Raw genomic sequence first — 16,087 nt, 5'->3', positions numbered from 1 at the left:
GCTCTCCATCTGCAATGCAGTGAGAGCCTGCGCCCCGTTCGTGATACCTTCGCGACCGCAATAAGGTATCCTGATGGCGTCTAAAATTTGAGGGATATGAGCGCCTGATCGCCGCTGCCGTCAGACGAAAATCGCCGCCTGCGTTTCGGCAAGCGGCGATGATCAGTTCGATAATCGCTGAAGCGCTTATGCGAGTGCCTTCAGCGCCTTGCGGCCGGCATAGAGCGCCTGCGTGCCGAGCTGCTGCTCGATGCGCAGGAGCTGGTTGTACTTGGCGGTGCGGTCGGCGCGCGCGAGCGAGCCTGTCTTGATCTGTCCGCAATTGGTGGCGACGGCGAGATCGGCGATCGTGGCGTCTTCGGTCTCGCCGGAGCGATGCGACATCACGGCGGTGTAGCCGGCCTTGAACGCCATCTCGACCGCGCTCAGCGTCTCGGTAAGCGAGCCGATCTGGTTGACCTTCACCAGGATCGAATTGGCACGGCCGGCCTTGATGCCTTCCTCGAGGCGCGTGACGTTGGTGACGAACAGATCGTCGCCGACCAGCTGGCAGTTCTTGCCGATCAGGTCGGTGACTTCCTTCCAGCCATCCATGTCGTCTTCCGACATGCCGTCCTCGATCGACACGATCGGATAGTTGCCCACGAGCTGAGCAAGATACTTTGCCTGCTCGGAAATGCTGCGGGTCTTGCCCTCTCCTTCATAGACGTATTTGCCGTCCTTGAAGAATTCGGTGGAGGCGCAGTCGAGCGCGAGCATGACGTCGTCGCCGGGCTTATAGCCGGCCTTGGCGATGGCACCCATCACGAAGTCCAGCGCGGCTTCAGCCGAAGCGAGGTTCGGCGCAAAGCCGCCTTCGTCGCCGACATTGGTGTTGTGGCCGGCCTTCTTCAGCTCGCCCTTCAGCGTGTGGAAGATCTCGGCGCCGCAACGCAGGCCGTCGGCGAAGGTCGACGCCCCCACGGGCATGATCATGAATTCCTGGAAGTCGATGGGATTGTCGGCATGAGCGCCGCCATTGATGATGTTCATCATCGGCACCGGCAGGGTACGCGCCGACGTGCCGCCGACATAACGATACAGCGGCATGTCGAGCGACTCCGCTGCGGCCTTGGCGGCGGCCAGCGAGACTCCGAGAATGGCATTGGCGCCGAGGCGCGACTTGTTCGGGGTGCCGTCCAGCGCGATCATGGTCTCGTCGAGCTGGATCTGGTTCTCGACATCCATGCCGCCGATGGCATCGAAGATCTCGCCATTGATGGCGTCGACGGCCTTCTGCACGCCTTTGCCGAGATAGCGGGACTTGTCGCCATCGCGCAGCTCGACCGCTTCATGGGCGCCGGTGGACGCGCCCGACGGAACTGCGGCCCGGCCCATGCTGCCGTCTTCCAGCACCACATCGACCTCGACCGTGGGATTGCCGCGGCTATCGAGAATTTCGCGGCCGATGATGTCGACGATGGCGGTCATGGTGCCCTCTTTGTGCTGGGGGTGGTTGGTTGGCCGTGCTTCTAGCCCATGGTGCGGGGCGGGAAAACCCCGCTTGGCGTGACGGCGAGCCACGGATTGGCTAAGAACCGCGCCAACGGAGACCGAAATGTCAAAAAACCCTCGCAAATCGCCCAAGGCTGCCCCGGAGCTGCAGCTCGGCCGCGCCGTCGAATGGCCGACCTCCCCCGAAGCCGCCCAGCTCGACAAGGTGCCAAACCCGCAGAAAGGCACCGATTACACCGTGCGCTTCACCGCGCCGGAATTCACTTCGCTGTGCCCGATCACCGGCCAGCCGGATTTCGCCCATCTGATGATCGACTACGTCCCGGGCCAGTGGCTGGTGGAGTCGAAGGCGCTCAAACTTTATCTCGCCTCGTTCCGCAACCACGGCGCCTTCCATGAAGACTGCACGGTGGCCATCGGCAAGCGCATCGCCGACACCATCAAGCCAAAATGGCTGCGGATCGGCGGCTACTGGTATCCTCGGGGCGGTATTCCCATCGACGTGTTCTGGCAGACGGGACGCTTGCCGAAGGGCGTCTGGGTGCCGGAACAAGGCGTCGCGCCTTATCGCGGACGAGGCTGAGGCGATAGCCCGCATGATCGGACATGCGGGCTATCCGTCATTCAGAAATCGAACGTCGCCGACACCAGATAGGTCCGCGGCGTTGCGCGGGCGAGGCCGTAATTGGCCGAGACCGCCGACCAGTAGTTGGCGTTGAACACGTTCTCGATATTGGCGCGGATCGTGATCGGCTTGCCGGTCCAGGGCGACGGGAACGCGTAGCGCGAGCCGAGATCCACGCGGGTCCAGTCGGGAATGCTCTGCGTATTCGCCGTATTGGCGACCTGCGACGAGGTATAGATCACCCGCGCCGAATGCGTCAGCCCGGCCACCAGCGGGTTGTCCACCTCGCCGCCAATATTGAGCTGCACGTCGGGCACGCCCACAGCAGCATTGCCGTTCATGGCACCGTTCAGCGTTCTGGTCTGGACACCTTCCATGAAGGTGACGCCGCCGAGCACGCGCACCCCCTGCACCACTTCGCCGAACACGTTGAGTTCGACGCCGCGATTGCGCTGCTCGCCGCCGAGCTGATAGGTGCCGTTCTGCGTGATCGCGAAAGGCTGCGTGATCTGGAACAGCGCCAAAGTGGTCGTGATGTGGCCGAAATCGACCTTCACGCCGGTCTCGATCTGCTCCGACTGCACCGGCGGCAACATGCTGCCCGCATTGCTCGTGCCGGCAGGTGCAACCGAGCCGGCTCCGAGCCCCTCGATATAATTCGCATACAGAGACACGTTCTCGAGCGGCTTCACCACCACGCCGAAGAAGGGTGTCAATGCCGACTGATCATAAAGCGAGGAGATCGCCCCGGTGGTCGCGTTGAAATTCGTGACCTTGATCTGCTGCTGACGGCCACCGACGATGAATTGCAGGCGATCGTTCAGCATCCACATGCTGTCCGAGAACGAATAGCTGGCCAGTTCGGTGAGGTTCGTGCGCGGCGCCGTGGTGGCGAAGCCTGAAAGATTCGGCTGCGCGACGGGGGCCACATTGTAGATATTGGTGGTAAAGTTCGTCGTCGGTGCGATCACACCAAGTTCGCTCGACAAGCCGGTCGCCGAGAATGTGAATTCATGGCGTACCGGGCCGGTTTCCACGCGCGTGCGAAAGCCCGCCTGCCCCGTATAAGATTCCGCATAGGTCGGCTGCACGAACTGCCGCCCGGATGCATTGCCGAGGGCATCGGTGATGGTCAGGAAGCTGTAGACACCGAGGAAATCGTTGCGGCGCGCACCCATCGAGGCAAACACCGTCGTGTTTTCGGTGATGTCGGCTTCGACATTGGCGAGCCCGTACACATCCTGACCATCCGCGAAGTACCAGTTCTGGCCAAGGCTTGCGGTGTTGCTCGGCGGGTTTGGCAGCGGAAAGCCCGCGTTGAAATAGACCGGGCGGGTCGGATCCTTGGCCTGGACCTTCTGATAGTTGATGTCCATCGACGCGCGGATCCGCTCGCCGCGATAGTCGACGGCGAGCGCGGCTTCGCCAAGCTCCGACGTCTGGTTCCTCACGGGCGTGTCGCCATCACGATAGGCGCCGTTGAAACGCACTCCCCATTCCTTGTTCTCGCCAAAGCGGCGAGCGGCGTCGATATGGGTGCCGAACTGGCTGTTCGAAATGTAACCGACGGTCAGACGCGTCAGCGCGTCGTCCGGCGCGCGCTTTGGGATCAGATTGATCATGCCGCCGACACCGCCCAGCGGCGCCATGCCATTAAGAAATGCACTCGCCCCCTTCAGCACTTCGACACGCTCGACGAAGGCTGTGCCGGCGAGTTGATACGGCACCACGCCATAGAGACCGTTGACGGCGATTTCCGATGCACCGACCGGAAAGCCGCGGATGAAGAACTGATTGGAATAACCGCCATCGGCCCATGCATTGCGCACCGACGGATCGTTCTGCACCACATCGGCCACCGACCGCGCCTGCTGGTCCTCGATGGTCTTGGCGGTGTAGCTGGTGATGTTGAACGGCGAGTTCATCACGCCGCGATTGCCGAGGATGCCGAGTTGCCCTCCCGTCGCGACCTGGCCGCCGGCATAGGGAGCGGGCGGTACGCCCACAATGCTGCCGATGGGCGGAAGATAGCGCACGGGTTCAACTTGCCGGACCGGTGCCGTCGCCCGTCGCGCGGGCCCACGAGCGGCCGAACGCCGTGGCTGCTGCGTGTGACGCACCTGCGGGCGCGCCGGCGCTTCGACCGTTACGGCAGGAAGATTCGGTGATTGCGCCTGCGCCCCGCCAGTGAAAACGACAGTCAGGACAAAATAACTCGTGGCGCTCAGGCAAAGCGCCCGGCTCGTTCGGATATTGATCATCGGCGCACTTCCCCAGCCTGAGGCCGCCATGCTGCGACCATTTGACCTTCTTAGGTCCGGGGCAGGGAGATGCGTAATAGAACGCCTCGAAGATCGGGTATTTCAGGTTGCAGAATGGAACCTTGTCCACACGGCGCTCAACCGGGAAGAGATGAGCTATGCATCCGCCGGCTTGCGCTGTTTCAAAAACCGCGCACTTGCAAAACCCAGCAATGCCACGGCCGCCGCAGCCATCAACAACGTTGGCACCTTGCCGGCATGCGCGAGGCCGAAGCCGTAGGCGATGGGCCCGACAGACTGCCCCAGGAAGAAGCAACACGCATGCAGCGACATGGCGCTGGCGCGGGCTTCCTGCGACAGCTCGGTCGAGAATATCTGCAGTGAGCCGTGCAGCATGTAGAAGCCCCAGCCCATGATCAGCAGGCTCAGCGCCTGGATCTGCCAGTTCGGGCTGAAGCCGGTGGCGGCGAGCTGGATCGCGATCAGGATGCCGCCCCAGATCATCATCCCGTTGATGCCAAGCCGCGCCAGCATGTGCTTGACAGTGAACGTATAGAACAGGCCGCCCACGGCAAAGCATGCGATCACGAGGCCGGCGATCGACAGGCTGGTGACGCCGCCGTCGAACAGGAATGACGACACATAGGGGAACAGGCCGAGGATCAGGCATCCCTCGACGAAGACAGCGCTGTAGACGATCAATGTATTCGGATTGCGGAAAATCACCTTGTAGCCTCGTGCGAGCCTGCCGAAATCGGCCTTGCCCGCAGGCGCGATGATCGCCGCGCCCTTGAAGCCGATCGCCACGGCGATCGAGGCTATGATCGCGAGCCCGCCAAGGATCACCAGCACGCCGCGCCATCCGAAGAAGTCACCGATCACGCCGGCTGCGGTGGAGCCGAGCACGGTGCCGGTCATCGCGCCGGCCATGACGCGGCTCAGCGCGACCTGACGCAATTGCGGGCCGACCAGATCGCTGGTGAGCGACAGCGTCACCGGAAACACCCCGCCTGCCCCGATGCCAGCGAGTACACGCGTCGCCAGCAGCAGCGAGTAGTTGGTCGTCATGGCACCGAGAATGCTGGCGACGCCAAGCAGCACCAGGCAGATGATCATCAGCCGCGCCTTGCCGAACATGTCGGCGGCCGCGCCGAGTACCGGCTGTACGATAGCGAAGGTGAAAGCGAGCGCGGATGAGAGACCCGCAGCCACAGCGACGGTGACCATCAGGTCGTCCGCCACATGCGGCAGGACCGGATCGAGCGCGCGCTGCGACAGCGCCGCCGCGAAAGACGCCAGTGCGATGACCTTGATGACCGGCGGCAGCATCGACGCGCCACGATTATCCAATTGGCGATCCGATGCTGGTTCGGTCACGCCTTGACCGATGTCTGCTTGGCGAGCGCGTCGAACGCCATCAGGTTCTTCACCAGCGCCTCGAATTCGCGCAGCGGCACCATATTGGGGCCATCCGACGGCGCATTGTCCGGATCGGGATGCGTTTCGATGAACACGCCGGCGACGCCGACCGCAACCGCTGCACGCGCCAGCACCGGCACGAATTCGCGCTCGCCACCCGAGGACTCGCCCTTCCCGCCCGGCTGCTGCACCGAATGGGTGGCGTCGAAGATCACCGGCGCCTTGGTGGTGCGCGCCAGGATCGGCAGCGCGCGCATGTCGGAGACCAGCGTGTTGTAGCCAAAGGATGCGCCGCGCTCGGTAACCAGAACCTTGTCGTTACCGCCGCCGACCAGCTTCTTGACGACATTGGCCATGTCCCACGGGGCGAGGAACTGACCTTTCTTCACATTGACGGCTTTGCCCGTGGCGGCGGCAGCAAGCAGCAGGTCGGTCTGCCGGCACAGGAAAGCTGGGATCTGCAGCACGTCAACGGCCTCCGCCGCGCGCGCGCACTGCTCGTTCTCATGCACGTCGGTGAGAACAGGCAGGCCAAACGTCTCACGGATTTCCGCAAAGATCGGGAGCGCGTCGTCAAGGCCAATACCACGCGCGGCGGATGCACTGGTGCGGTTCGCCTTGTCGAATGAGGTCTTGTAGACGAGCCCGATCTTCAACCGCTGCGCGATCTCCTTCAGCGCCTGCGCGGTCTCCAGCGCATGCTGCCGGCTTTCCAGCTGGCATGGCCCGGCGATCACCGAGATCGGCAGGTCATTGCCGAAACGGACGGAGCCAAGTTCAACGACGGGCGCGGCGGTGGGCGATACGGTCAAGACGGTCCGGTCTCCTTGAGGGAACGCGTCCATCAACCGCAGGACCGGGCGGGATGCAAGCCCGGATCAGCCCGCTCCTGCCCGGGGATATCAGGGTTGCGCCGGACGCGCCGTCGAACCGGACAGCGCCTTGGCCGGAGCCTATTTCAGCGCCGAAAACGCCGTCGGCGCGAGAAACTGGCTGACGATATTGCCGACGATCTGGCCGTCCTCCTCGGACTTCGTCCGGGCGGCAGTCCAATCAGGGTCGGTCATGAAAGCCGTCCAGAGCTTCTCGCGCTGCGCGAGCGATTCCCATTGCAGCAGATAGGTCAGGTCGTTGTTGGACTCGCCGATCACCGTGGTGAAGAAACCCGCCTGGCGAATGCCGTGTTTCTCCCACAGCTTCAATGTCGCAGTCTCGAAACGCTTGAGAAGCGCCGGCAACCGACCCGGCAGGCACCGGTAAACGCGCAATTCATAGATCATCGCAATTGGTTCCTTCCCTTTTTGATGGCCGTCTACAGCCTTGGCGCATGGCTCGTTGCGGCATCGTCCCTTGCCCGCGCCGGTACAGGCTTACATCATGCGGCCTTCGGTGCAACTGCAGCGCCTGGGACTTTGAATTCTGGACTTGGAATGATCATGCGACACACCGCCCTGATTTTGCTCTTCACTGCTACCCTGATCGCTTCGGCCACAGCGCAAGCGCCCGGTCAGATCACATCGGGAGCGACGGGTGTGACGGTGAATGGCAAGCCGGCGGCGCGCGTCGGCGACACCACGACGGATGGCAAGATCATCGAGGGAGCGAAGGGCGTCTATATCAATGGCAAGCCCGTGGCCGTGGTCGGCGGCAGCACCGAATGCGGCTCGAAGACCACATCCGGCGCCACCGGTGTCTTCGTCAATGGCAAACCGATGGCCCGCGCCGGCGATACGACCTCGGGCTGCAAATAAACCCAGATGTCATTTGCTTGGATACGCTGGACGGCAGGTGCAGGCCTCGCCGGCCGGATTACGCTCGCCATCATCGCAGGCGTCCTGGTGCTGCCCGTCGTCCAGCACACCGCACAAGCCCAGAACCGCAAGGCGCCCAGCGAACGCGAATTCGTCGATCGCATCAATGACGCCTTTCGCAGACTGCAGGCTGGCGACAGCGAAGGCGGCCGCCTGCGCCTGAAGACGACACTGCGTGCCCTCGCCGACAGCAATTACAGCGAGCTGACCATCCGCGCCTATCTCAACGCCGTCACGCTGTTCGAACGCCGCCGCGACAACGCCTTCGCTTCCGACCTGTTCGCCGATGCATCGAAGACCCACGCGGCGCAGGAGCTTGGCACCGCCGCCGCCACGCTCTGGTTCGAATATGCGCGCTTCCTCAACCGCATCCAGGATTATGAAGCCGCCATCCCGGTCGCGACCGAAGCGCATAAACGGCTGCGCGCGATCTATGGCCGCAATTCGCAGGAGGACATCGCCGGCGGCGACATCCTCGCCACTGTCCTCACCAATAACGGCGCCGTCGCCGCCGGCCTCAACCTGTCCGAAGACATCTATCTCAATGCGAGGAAGTCGCTCGGCGAACGCGTACCGCTGACCTGGCGCACCGAGAACAATTATGCCGAAGCGCTGCGCATGGTCGGCCATCCCGATGTCGCAGCCACCATCGACGAGCCACTGCTGAAGCGGCGCATCGCCCATTATGGCCTTGGCAGCATCCAGGCACTGGTCTCCGCCTCCAATCTCGCGCTCAATCATCTCGCCATGGGCAACGAAGCCGAGACGCTGAAAGCGCTCGAACTGCAGAAGCGTGCCGCGGCGGCACTGGCCGATCCGACCTCCGAACATGTGGCGCAGGCCGATACCTGGATCGCCTATACAAAAGCCTTTTTCCATCCCGACCGCCGCCTGAGCAACGTCGATCTCGAAGCCATGGCGCGCGTGAAGGACTGGAATGGGGCGCCGGACATCCTGCGCATCAAGACGGCGCAGCTTGCCGCCGACCAGTTTGAACTGCGCGGCAATACCACCCGCGCCCTTGCGCTGCGTCTCGATGCCTATCAGCGCTCGCAGGAAACCATCGCCAGACAGCATCCGATGACGTTCGATGCCCTGCTCGGCGTCGCCATGACGCGCATGAAACGCGGCGACAAGGACACGCTCGCGACCTTCAAGGACGTTGAGCAGCAGTCGTTCCGCTGGATGCTGCGCGAAGTCGGTACCGCCGGCAATCGCTATGTTGCCGAAACCATGCGCAAGCTCGCGGACGACATCCTATACGAATTCGGCCGCTACGCCTTGCAGGAGCCGTCCGCCGCCGTCGCCTATGCGGAAGCCGTGACGCGCTGGAAGACCATGGAGGATGGTGATCGCACCTTGCTCCGGCTCACCGCCGACCGCCTCCCTGACGATGCGACCAAGACGCTGGCCCAGACGGTGCTTCGCCTGTCCGGTCAACAGCAGGAATTATTGTCATCCGGCAGAATTGACGGCGATGCCCGGCAGGTGCTCACCCAATTGCAGGATGCCCGCCAGGCATTGTCCGCCCGCATGGGTGAGAAGGCCCCGAGTAATCTCAAGCTGCCCGCCATTGCGGACCGCCTGGAGCAGACCGATGCGCTGGTGGATTTCTTCGTCAGCGGCCGCCGCAACCGCGTCACGCCCACCGCGCCAAAGCCGGAAATGCGACTGCAGGCGGTAATCCACCGCAATGGCAAAGCGCCGACGCTCGTCGATCTCGGGCCGCTCGATAATTTCCTCGGTGCCGATGTCACCTCGGCGGATCGCAACAAGACCTTTCGCCGCCTGTACGACACCCTGCTCGGCCCGCTGAAGCCTCAACTTGCCGACGTCCGGCGCCTGTTCCTGGTCCCTGACAGCGAGCTCTACAGCCTGCCCTTCGCGATGCTGCAAGATGCGAGTGGCCGCTATCTCGACGAGATCTACGACACGCGCATCATGACCCGTGCCGATGCGCTGTTCTTCGCCGATCGCGACACGAAGCTCGCAGCCGGGAGCAAGGCGCTGCTGGTCGGCGGCCTCGATTACGCGGGAGCGGCGAGCCAGTTGCCGTCAACCCGGACCGAGATCGACACTGTGGAATCCGACCTCAGGAAGCGTGACCTGAAGGTCACCACGCTCTCCGGCAACGGCGTCAGCGAACCGCGACTACGCCGCGACGCCAAGGGCGCGTCGCTGATCCATCTCGCCACCCACGGCTTCTACAAGACGGCCTCGGACCGCACCGACGCGCTGTGGCGCAGCGGCCTCGTCGCCTCGCGCCCCAATCTCAGCCGCCCGCCGCAGCGCGACGACAATGACGGCGTACTTTACGCCCATGAGTTGATGAACTGGGACCTGTCCTCGGCAGATCTCGTCGTGCTCTCCGCTTGCCAGACCGCGCTCGGCGATCCCAGCCGCGTCGGCAGCATCCGCGGTCTGCCCACCGCTCTCGCCATCGCCGGCGCGCGGCGCTCATTGCTGACACTGTGGGAAGTCGCCGACGAAGGCACCGCGAACTTCATGGCACGTTTCTATCAGGTACTGGCGGATGAGGATCTGGACTATGCCAGCGCACTTCGCAAAGTCCGCATCGAGGCCATGCACGGCAAGATCAAGGCTGCGGATGATCCGTCAGTCTGGGCGGCGTTCGTGTTGTTCGAGAGCTGAGCGTGTAGTCCGCATGCCGCGCGCGTGGAAGCGCCGACCCGCGCTACGATTTTGTCAGACAGCTCACACCACCTGTGATAAACATGCCATCATTCGATCGCCGAATGCCACTTGTCGGGCCTCATCAGATCGTATATACGATATAATGACAGACTTCGATCCGACCAAGGAAGCGAAGAACCTTGAGAAACACCACATCTCCCTGGAGAGGTGGGTCGATATCGACATGAAGAAGACCTATGTCGATGACCGTCGCGACTACGGTGAGACGCGTTATCGCGGCTATGGCTATATCGACGGCGCAGCCTGCTGCCTGGTGTTCATCATCCGCAATGGAGTCGTTCGTCCCATTAGCCTGCGACGCGCACATGCCAAGGAGATGCGGCGCTATGTCCCGTAAACTGAAAGAGCCTGTGTTCGACGACGACAATCCGGAATGGACCGAGGCAGATTTCGCTCGCGCACGTTCGCCGGAAGAAGTATTGCCACCGGACATTCTGGCGCAGTTCAAGAACACGCGCGGCCCGCAAAAAGCCCCTACCAAAATCCCCGTCTCCCTCCGCCTCAGCGCCGATGTCGTGAAGCATTTCAAGGACACCGGGCCGGGCTGGCAGAGCCGGATCGACGACGCCTTGCGCAAGATCGCGAAAGTGTAGTTCAGGCTGTAGCCCGCATGAGCAACGCAGCATGCGGGCTACTGGATTTACGCTTTGAACCCCGTCAAGAACCCATCGAGGCAATCCTGGATCGCGTCGATGCCGTAACCGCCTTCCTGCACGACGAGGGTCGGCAGACCGAGAGACTTCATCTTCTCGCCGATGCTGCCAAAATCCCGCGCCTCGAGCTTGAAGATGCCGATCGGATCATCGCGATGGGCATCGAAACCAAGCGCAACGACAAGGGCATCAGCGCCAAATGCACGCACATGCTCGATTGCCGTGTCGAGTGCTACACTCATCTCTTCTCCGCCAGAGCCAGCAGGCAACGGCAGATTGAGATTGGCGCCCTCGCCCGCACCGTAACCGGTTTCATGCGCAAAGCCGGTATAGAACGGCACGAAGTCGGTCGGGTCGCCATGGACCGAGATCGTGAGCACATCCGGTCGCGTGTAGAAAATCTGCTGCGTGCCATCGCCATGATGGATATCGACGTCGATGATCGCGACCTTGCCGAAGCGGTCGCGCAACCGCTGCGCCGCGATCGCACTGTTGTTCAGGTAGCAGAAGCCGGTGCCGCGATCGGCGCGGGCATGATGCCCCGACGGACGGCACAGCGCATAGGCCGAGCGATCGCCCGCAAGGATCGCGTCGGCGCCGGCCACTGCCGTTTCCGACGAGCGTAGGATGGATCCCCAGCTGTCAGGCCCCATCGGCACGGAGAGATCGCCGAGATACCAGCCGACCTGGCCGATGAAGCCCGTCGCGGGGCAATCGGGCCGAGCGGTCTCTTCCACACGCCCACTCCAATATGGAAAATATTGCGGCCACACTTCCGGCCCGTGATCCGGCAGCTTCGCCCAGTTCTCCCATGCGTTTTCCAGAAACCGCACATACGCCGCGGTATGAACCGTCAGCGCCGGCGCGGTGCCGTATTCGGCCGGCTTCTCCGGTGTGATGCCGTGACGCGCCAAGGCGCCGAGCAGTCGCTCCGTGCGCAGCGGCGAGTCCTTGATGGGCACGAAGCGGCCATAGCGCATGAATTGCTGCGGCGAATGGATCGCCTGATCGGGATGATAGAAAGCGCGCATGATTGATCCTCGTGTCCGTTCGACTGGTCAGCACACCAGCGTCGTCACGGGATCATTCACACGGAAGGTTCGCGCCGATCAATCAGCAATGTCGGCAGCCTGCGTCAGCGCAGGCATGCATTAGAAGTGCGCAAGCGTAGGGCGGATGATGGCTTCGCGTCATCCGCCCTACGTCAGTGCTTAAACCAGCCGGCTCTGCGCCGCTGCCGCCTTGATGAAGCTCGCAAACAGCGGATGCGGTTCGAACGGGCGGGACTTCAGCTCCGGGTGATACTGCACGCCGATGAACCACGGATGATCTTCGTATTCGACGATTTCCGGCAGCACGCCGTCCGGCGACAGGCCCGAGAATTTCAGCCCTTGCTTCTCCAGCCGCTCCTTATAGGCCGTATTGACCTCGTAGCGGTGGCGATGGCGCTCGGAAATCTCCAGCGCGCCGCCATAGACTTCGGAGACCTTGCTGCCCTTGGTCAGCGCGGCCGGATAGGCGCCGAGGCGCATGGTGCCGCCGAGATCGCCGGCATTGGTGCGCTTCTCCAGCTCGTTGCCGCGCAGCCATTCAGTCATCAGGCCAACCACGGGCTCATTGGTCTCGCCGAATTCCGTGGAATTGGCGTCCTTGATCCCGGCGAGGTTTCGCGCAGCTTCGATGACCGCCATCTGCATGCCGAAGCAGATGCCGAAATACGGCACGTTGCGTTCGCGCGCGAACTGCGCCGCGCGGATTTTTCCTTCGGCACCGCGCTGGCCAAAACCGCCGGGCACCATGATTCCGTTCACGTGTTCAAGGAAAGGCGCAGGGTCCTCGTTCTCGAACACCTCGCTCTCGATCCAGTCAAGATTGACCTTCACCTTGTTCGCGATCCCGCCGTGGGAGAGCGCCTCGATCAGCGACTTATAGGCGTCCTTCATGCCGGTATATTTGCCGACGATGGCGATGGTGACCGCGCCTTCCGGATTGCGGACGCGCTCATTGATCGTGTGCCAGGACTTCAGCTGCAATTCTTCGCAGGAGCTGATGCCGAACGCGGCCAGCACTTCGTCGTCGAGGCCAGCCTTGTGATAGGCCTCGGGCACGGCATAGATGTTGTCGACGTCGCGCGCCTCGATGACGGCGCTTTCGCGGACGTTACAGAACAGGCCGAGCTTGCGGCGTTCCTCTGCCGGGATGTCGCGATCGCAGCGGCACAGCAGGATGTCCGGCTGGATGCCGATGGAGCGCAGTTCCTTCACCGAATGCTGGGTCGGCTTGGTCTTCAGTTCGCCGGCGCTCGGGATATAGGGCAGCAGCGTCAAATGGACGAAAATGGTGTCGCCGCGCGGCAGGTCGTTGCGCAGCTGACGGATTGCCTCGAAGAACGGCAAGCCCTCGATGTCGCCGACCGTGCCTCCGATTTCCACCAGCACGAAGTCGTAGCCGTCATTGTCCGAGAGGACGAAATCCTTGATGGCGTTGGTGACATGCGGAATCACCTGGATGGTGGCGCCGAGATAGTCGCCACGCCGTTCCTTGGTGAGGATGTCCTGATAGATGCGCCCGGTGGTGATGTTGTCCTTCTTGGTGGCAGGACGACCGGTGAAGCGCTCGTAGTGACCGAGGTCGAGATCGGTTTCGGCACCGTCGTCGGTGACGAAGACCTCGCCGTGCTGATACGGCGACATCGTCCCCGGATCGAGATTGAGATAGGGGTCGAGCTTGCGAAGCCGGACCTTGTAGCCACGCGCCTGCAACAGCGCGCCTAACGCCGCTGATGCCAGACCTTTACCGAGCGAGGAGACCACGCCGCCGGTGATGAAAATGTACCGCGCCATGGGACCTAACCTTTATCTCTCCGAGGCCGATTCGCCAAAACGAATCGCAGCCCTCAGCGGGTTTCCGCCGGGCCTGTGGGTGACTTGAATTCCGAAACGATAACAGCCCCTTGATGGGGGCTGTTGAGGCAGGATGGAAGCAACCATCCTGCATGGCGCCAATGCGTTGGCGCGAATTACCGCGATTGCGGGGCCTGCGGCGCCTCGTCGGCCTTCTTCAGGCTGTCGAGTAGGCCGCCCGAGGTCGGCGCCGTCAGCGGCGAGGACGGAGCCCCCTGCTGGGTCGCCGGCGCTCCGGTCGGCAGGATCGAGCTCGGGCCGCGGTTGTAGGTCGCCAGCCACGAGAGGAACATCGAGGTCAGGAAGAAGCCGACCGCCAGGAATGCCGTGGTGCGGGTCAAGAGATTGGCCGTGCCGCGGCCGGTCATGAAACCACCGCCACCACCGCCGCCGCTGCCAATACCGAGGCCGCCGCCTTCCGACTTCTGCAGCAGCACGACGCCGATCAGGGCGGCGACGATCATCAGGTGAATTACGATAACGACGCTTTGCATCTTGTCCTTCCATCGCAAGCACGCCGCGCCGATCGCCGGCTGCAGTCCCAGTGCTTACGGGGTTTGAATCTGCAGGTGTCTACACGATGGAGGCCGAGATTGCCAACCCTTTGGGCGGAAACCCCAAACCTCTCCCGTGTGCAGGGAACGCCCCTGATTTAGGGGCAGCCGGCCGCGATTGCCAGGAAGTCCGTCGCCTTCAAGCTGGCGCCACCGACCAGCGCGCCGTTCACATTCGGCACGGCCATCAGTTCCTTGGCGTTCGAGGGCTTCACCGAACCGCCGTAAAGGATCTTGATCGACGGCCCTTCGTTCTTGAAGCGCTGGTTGAGATGTTCACGGATAAACTTATGAACTTGCTCGACATCTTTTGCCGTCGGCGTTAGCCCTGTGCCGATCGCCCAGACCGGCTCATAAGCCACGATCAGATTGCCCGAGGTGCAGTCGTCCGGCAGCGAGCCCTTGAGTTGGGTACCGCAGACATCGAGCGTCTTGCCGGCGTCGCGCTCGGCCTGGGTCTCGCCGATGCAGACGATCGCCGTCAGGCCGGCGCGCCAGGCGGCCAAGGCTTTCTCACGGACCACGGCGTCGGTTTCGCCATGATCGGCGCGGCGCTCCGAATGGCCGACAATGATGGCCGTCGCGCCGGCGTCGGCGAGCATCTCGGCGGCGACGTCTCCCGTATGGGCGCCTGAGGCCTTTGGGTGGCAATCCTGTGCGCCCACCGTGACGGCGTGCTTGCCCTCCTGCCCGAAGCTCGCCGCCCTGGCCGCGAAAGTGGCCAGAAGCGTGACTGGCGGGCAAACCAGAAGATCAGCCTTGTCAGCAACTTCCGGCGCACCGCGAAGCATCGCTTCGAACTCGTTCACCGAAGTCTTGAGGCCGTTCATTTTCCAGTTGCCAGCGATCAATGGGCGAACGGCATCGGTCATGGGTCTGTCCTGTCACAAGAAGAGGTCGGATGAGGCTTTTGAGCTAACAGAGCTGGCCGGGCTGCTCAAGCTGGCCCGGCGCCGCGCCTGCCCCGGTGGCGACTGATCTCGTCCGCGGTCGGATCAGGCGCTTTCGGATCGAAACCGCGCCAGCCGGCGGCGGCGAGCTCGTTCCGGCGGATGGCTATATCCACGGACGACGGATTGAGGATCGCCTCGAACTTGTCCTTCTTGCCGGCCGGAACCTTGGCGCTCACCAGCGAACCGCCGCGGCGGATGCTCTCGGCATAGACCTCGGCCTCGTTCACGGCCACGCCCGCTTCGGCCAGCATGCCGATGGCGCTTCCCGCGGCGCCGGCCACCGCCGCGCCCGTCGCAGCTGCCGCGAACCAGCCCGCGGCGACCACCGGGCCGAGACCAGGAATCGCGAGCAGGCCCAGTCCGGCCAGCAAGCCGCCGAAACCGCCCAGGCCAGCGCCGATCGCCGCTCCCTTGCCCGCACCACTCGCCAGATCGGGCGCGTACCATTTGTCCGCATTATTGGCGATGACGCTGATGTCGTCCTCCGGGATTCCGGCCTCGCGCAACTGGCGGACGGCCGATTGGGCGTCTGCGAAATCATCGAACAGGCGGGAAATGGTCACTTTGGTCATCGGGGCTCTCCGCTTACTCCGGCTGCGCCGAGATGTTGCCCTTGTAATCGACGCTGACGCGCACGCGTTTGGTGCCGCTCATGGCAGTCCCTCGCCAGATGCCCTGACTGTCATTCATGAGCTGCGA

General features: G+C 63.1%; 15 protein-coding genes. 5 read left to right on the top strand and 10 right to left on the bottom strand.

The features are described 5' to 3' along the window. Positions 1-186 precede the first annotated feature (186 nt). A complete protein-coding gene (gene eno / locus ACIQ17_RS20830; RefSeq protein ID WP_398470986.1) occupies positions 187-1,470 on the bottom strand; it encodes a phosphopyruvate hydratase in 1,284 nt (427 codons plus the stop codon). Positions 1,471-1,597: 127 nt separating this feature from the next. Here eno and queF point away from each other — a divergent pair, with 127 nt between their 5' ends. Next, complete coding sequence (gene queF / locus ACIQ17_RS20825) at positions 1,598-2,077, top strand: preQ(1) synthase (RefSeq protein ID WP_398470985.1); 480 nt, start codon at positions 1,598-1,600, stop codon at positions 2,075-2,077. A gap of 41 nt (positions 2,078-2,118) precedes the next feature. Here queF and ACIQ17_RS20820 read toward each other — a convergent pair whose 3' ends face one another. The 4 genes from ACIQ17_RS20820 to ACIQ17_RS20805 all read right to left on the bottom strand — a co-directional run bounded on the left by ACIQ17_RS20820 (position 2,119) and on the right by ACIQ17_RS20805 (position 7,079). Further along, positions 2,119-4,155 carry a TonB-dependent receptor gene (locus ACIQ17_RS20820; protein ID WP_398470984.1) on the bottom strand — a complete coding sequence of 679 codons (2,037 nt, stop codon included), beginning with the start codon at positions 4,153-4,155 and terminating at the stop codon, positions 2,119-2,121. Positions 4,156-4,536: 381 nt separating this feature from the next. Further along, complete coding sequence (locus ACIQ17_RS20815) at positions 4,537-5,769, bottom strand: MFS transporter (protein ID WP_398470988.1); 1,233 nt, start codon at positions 5,767-5,769, stop codon at positions 4,537-4,539. Further along, positions 5,754-6,611: a 3-deoxy-8-phosphooctulonate synthase gene (gene kdsA / locus ACIQ17_RS20810; protein ID WP_398470983.1), complete on the bottom strand. Its 858-nt coding sequence runs from the start codon at positions 6,609-6,611 to the stop codon at positions 5,754-5,756. Before kdsA ends, ACIQ17_RS20815 begins: the two co-directional genes overlap by 16 nt. Positions 6,612-6,752: 141 nt before the next feature. After that, complete coding sequence (locus ACIQ17_RS20805) at positions 6,753-7,079, bottom strand: NIPSNAP family protein (RefSeq protein WP_398470981.1); 327 nt, start codon at positions 7,077-7,079, stop codon at positions 6,753-6,755. Between the two features lie 156 nt (positions 7,080-7,235). Between ACIQ17_RS20805 and ACIQ17_RS20800 the strand changes: the two genes are divergently transcribed. The 4 genes from ACIQ17_RS20800 (at position 7,236) to ACIQ17_RS20785 (ending at position 10,918) form a co-directional block, all read left to right on the top strand. Further along, positions 7,236-7,550 (top strand): PAAR domain-containing protein, encoded by a 315-nt coding sequence (locus ACIQ17_RS20800; RefSeq protein ID WP_398470980.1) that lies wholly within the window; start codon positions 7,236-7,238, stop codon positions 7,548-7,550. Positions 7,551-7,556: 6 nt separating this feature from the next. Beyond that, on the top strand, positions 7,557-10,262 hold the full coding sequence (locus tag ACIQ17_RS20795) for a CHAT domain-containing protein (protein ID WP_398470978.1): 2,706 nt from the start codon (positions 7,557-7,559) through the stop codon (positions 10,260-10,262). Positions 10,263-10,407: 145 nt separating this feature from the next. Further along, positions 10,408-10,662: a BrnT family toxin gene (locus tag ACIQ17_RS20790; RefSeq protein ID WP_398470977.1), complete on the top strand. Its 255-nt coding sequence runs from the start codon at positions 10,408-10,410 to the stop codon at positions 10,660-10,662. Continuing rightward, positions 10,652-10,918, top strand: a complete 267-nt coding sequence (locus ACIQ17_RS20785) for a BrnA antitoxin family protein (protein ID WP_398470975.1) — start codon at positions 10,652-10,654, stop codon at positions 10,916-10,918. The genes ACIQ17_RS20790 and ACIQ17_RS20785 overlap by 11 nt, the downstream gene beginning before the upstream one ends. A gap of 47 nt (positions 10,919-10,965) precedes the next feature. Here ACIQ17_RS20785 and ACIQ17_RS20780 read toward each other — a convergent pair whose 3' ends face one another. The 5 genes from ACIQ17_RS20780 to ACIQ17_RS20760 all read right to left on the bottom strand — a co-directional run bounded on the left by ACIQ17_RS20780 (position 10,966) and on the right by ACIQ17_RS20760 (position 15,960). After that, the gene (locus ACIQ17_RS20780) at positions 10,966-12,009 is read right to left on the bottom strand and encodes a histone deacetylase family protein (RefSeq protein ID WP_398470974.1); all 1,044 of its coding nucleotides are present in this window, start codon (positions 12,007-12,009) and stop codon (positions 10,966-10,968) included. A 180-nt stretch (positions 12,010-12,189) separates the two neighbouring features. Beyond that, positions 12,190-13,821 (bottom strand): CTP synthase, encoded by a 1,632-nt coding sequence (locus ACIQ17_RS20775; protein ID WP_398470972.1) that lies wholly within the window; start codon positions 13,819-13,821, stop codon positions 12,190-12,192. Positions 13,822-13,997: 176 nt separating this feature from the next. Next, positions 13,998-14,375, bottom strand: a complete 378-nt coding sequence (secG, locus tag ACIQ17_RS20770; RefSeq protein WP_398470971.1) for a preprotein translocase subunit SecG — start codon at positions 14,373-14,375, stop codon at positions 13,998-14,000. A 158-nt stretch (positions 14,376-14,533) separates the two neighbouring features. After that, complete coding sequence (tpiA, locus tag ACIQ17_RS20765) at positions 14,534-15,307, bottom strand: triose-phosphate isomerase (protein WP_398470969.1); 774 nt, start codon at positions 15,305-15,307, stop codon at positions 14,534-14,536. 65 nt (positions 15,308-15,372) lie between these two features. Further along, the gene (locus tag ACIQ17_RS20760) at positions 15,373-15,960 is read right to left on the bottom strand and encodes a general stress protein (protein ID WP_398470968.1); all 588 of its coding nucleotides are present in this window, start codon (positions 15,958-15,960) and stop codon (positions 15,373-15,375) included. Positions 15,961-16,087 lie beyond the last annotated feature (127 nt).

Source organism: Tardiphaga sp. (assembly GCF_044340795.1).
In the GTDB taxonomy this organism is placed as follows: Bacteria; Pseudomonadota; Alphaproteobacteria; order Rhizobiales; family Xanthobacteraceae; genus Tardiphaga.
Note: the sequence above shows the minus strand (reverse complement) of the source record. Positions and strands in the feature narration are given on the sequence as shown.

Excerpts from the sequence above, each read along its gene's own strand:
- ACIQ17_RS20805 (WP_398470981.1), bottom strand. The coding sequence starts at position 7,079 with ATGATCTATGAATTGCGCGTTTACCGGTGCCTGCCGGGTCGGTTGCCG.
- ACIQ17_RS20760 (WP_398470968.1), bottom strand. The coding sequence starts at position 15,960 with ATGACCAAAGTGACCATTTCCCGCCTGTTCGATGATTTCGCAGACGCC.
- ACIQ17_RS20795 (WP_398470978.1), top strand. The coding sequence starts at position 7,557 with ATGTCATTTGCTTGGATACGCTGGACGGCAGGTGCAGGCCTCGCCGGC.
- ACIQ17_RS20790 (WP_398470977.1), top strand. The coding sequence starts at position 10,408 with ATGACAGACTTCGATCCGACCAAGGAAGCGAAGAACCTTGAGAAACAC.
- queF (WP_398470985.1), top strand. The coding sequence starts at position 1,598 with ATGTCAAAAAACCCTCGCAAATCGCCCAAGGCTGCCCCGGAGCTGCAG.
- ACIQ17_RS20785 (WP_398470975.1), top strand. The coding sequence starts at position 10,652 with ATGTCCCGTAAACTGAAAGAGCCTGTGTTCGACGACGACAATCCGGAA.
- secG (WP_398470971.1), bottom strand. The coding sequence starts at position 14,375 with ATGCAAAGCGTCGTTATCGTAATTCACCTGATGATCGTCGCCGCCCTG.
- tpiA (WP_398470969.1), bottom strand. The coding sequence starts at position 15,307 with ATGACCGATGCCGTTCGCCCATTGATCGCTGGCAACTGGAAAATGAAC.
- ACIQ17_RS20775 (WP_398470972.1), bottom strand. The coding sequence starts at position 13,821 with ATGGCGCGGTACATTTTCATCACCGGCGGCGTGGTCTCCTCGCTCGGT.
- eno (WP_398470986.1), bottom strand. The coding sequence starts at position 1,470 with ATGACCGCCATCGTCGACATCATCGGCCGCGAAATTCTCGATAGCCGC.
- ACIQ17_RS20780 (WP_398470974.1), bottom strand. The coding sequence starts at position 12,009 with ATGCGCGCTTTCTATCATCCCGATCAGGCGATCCATTCGCCGCAGCAA.
- ACIQ17_RS20800 (WP_398470980.1), top strand. The coding sequence starts at position 7,236 with ATGCGACACACCGCCCTGATTTTGCTCTTCACTGCTACCCTGATCGCT.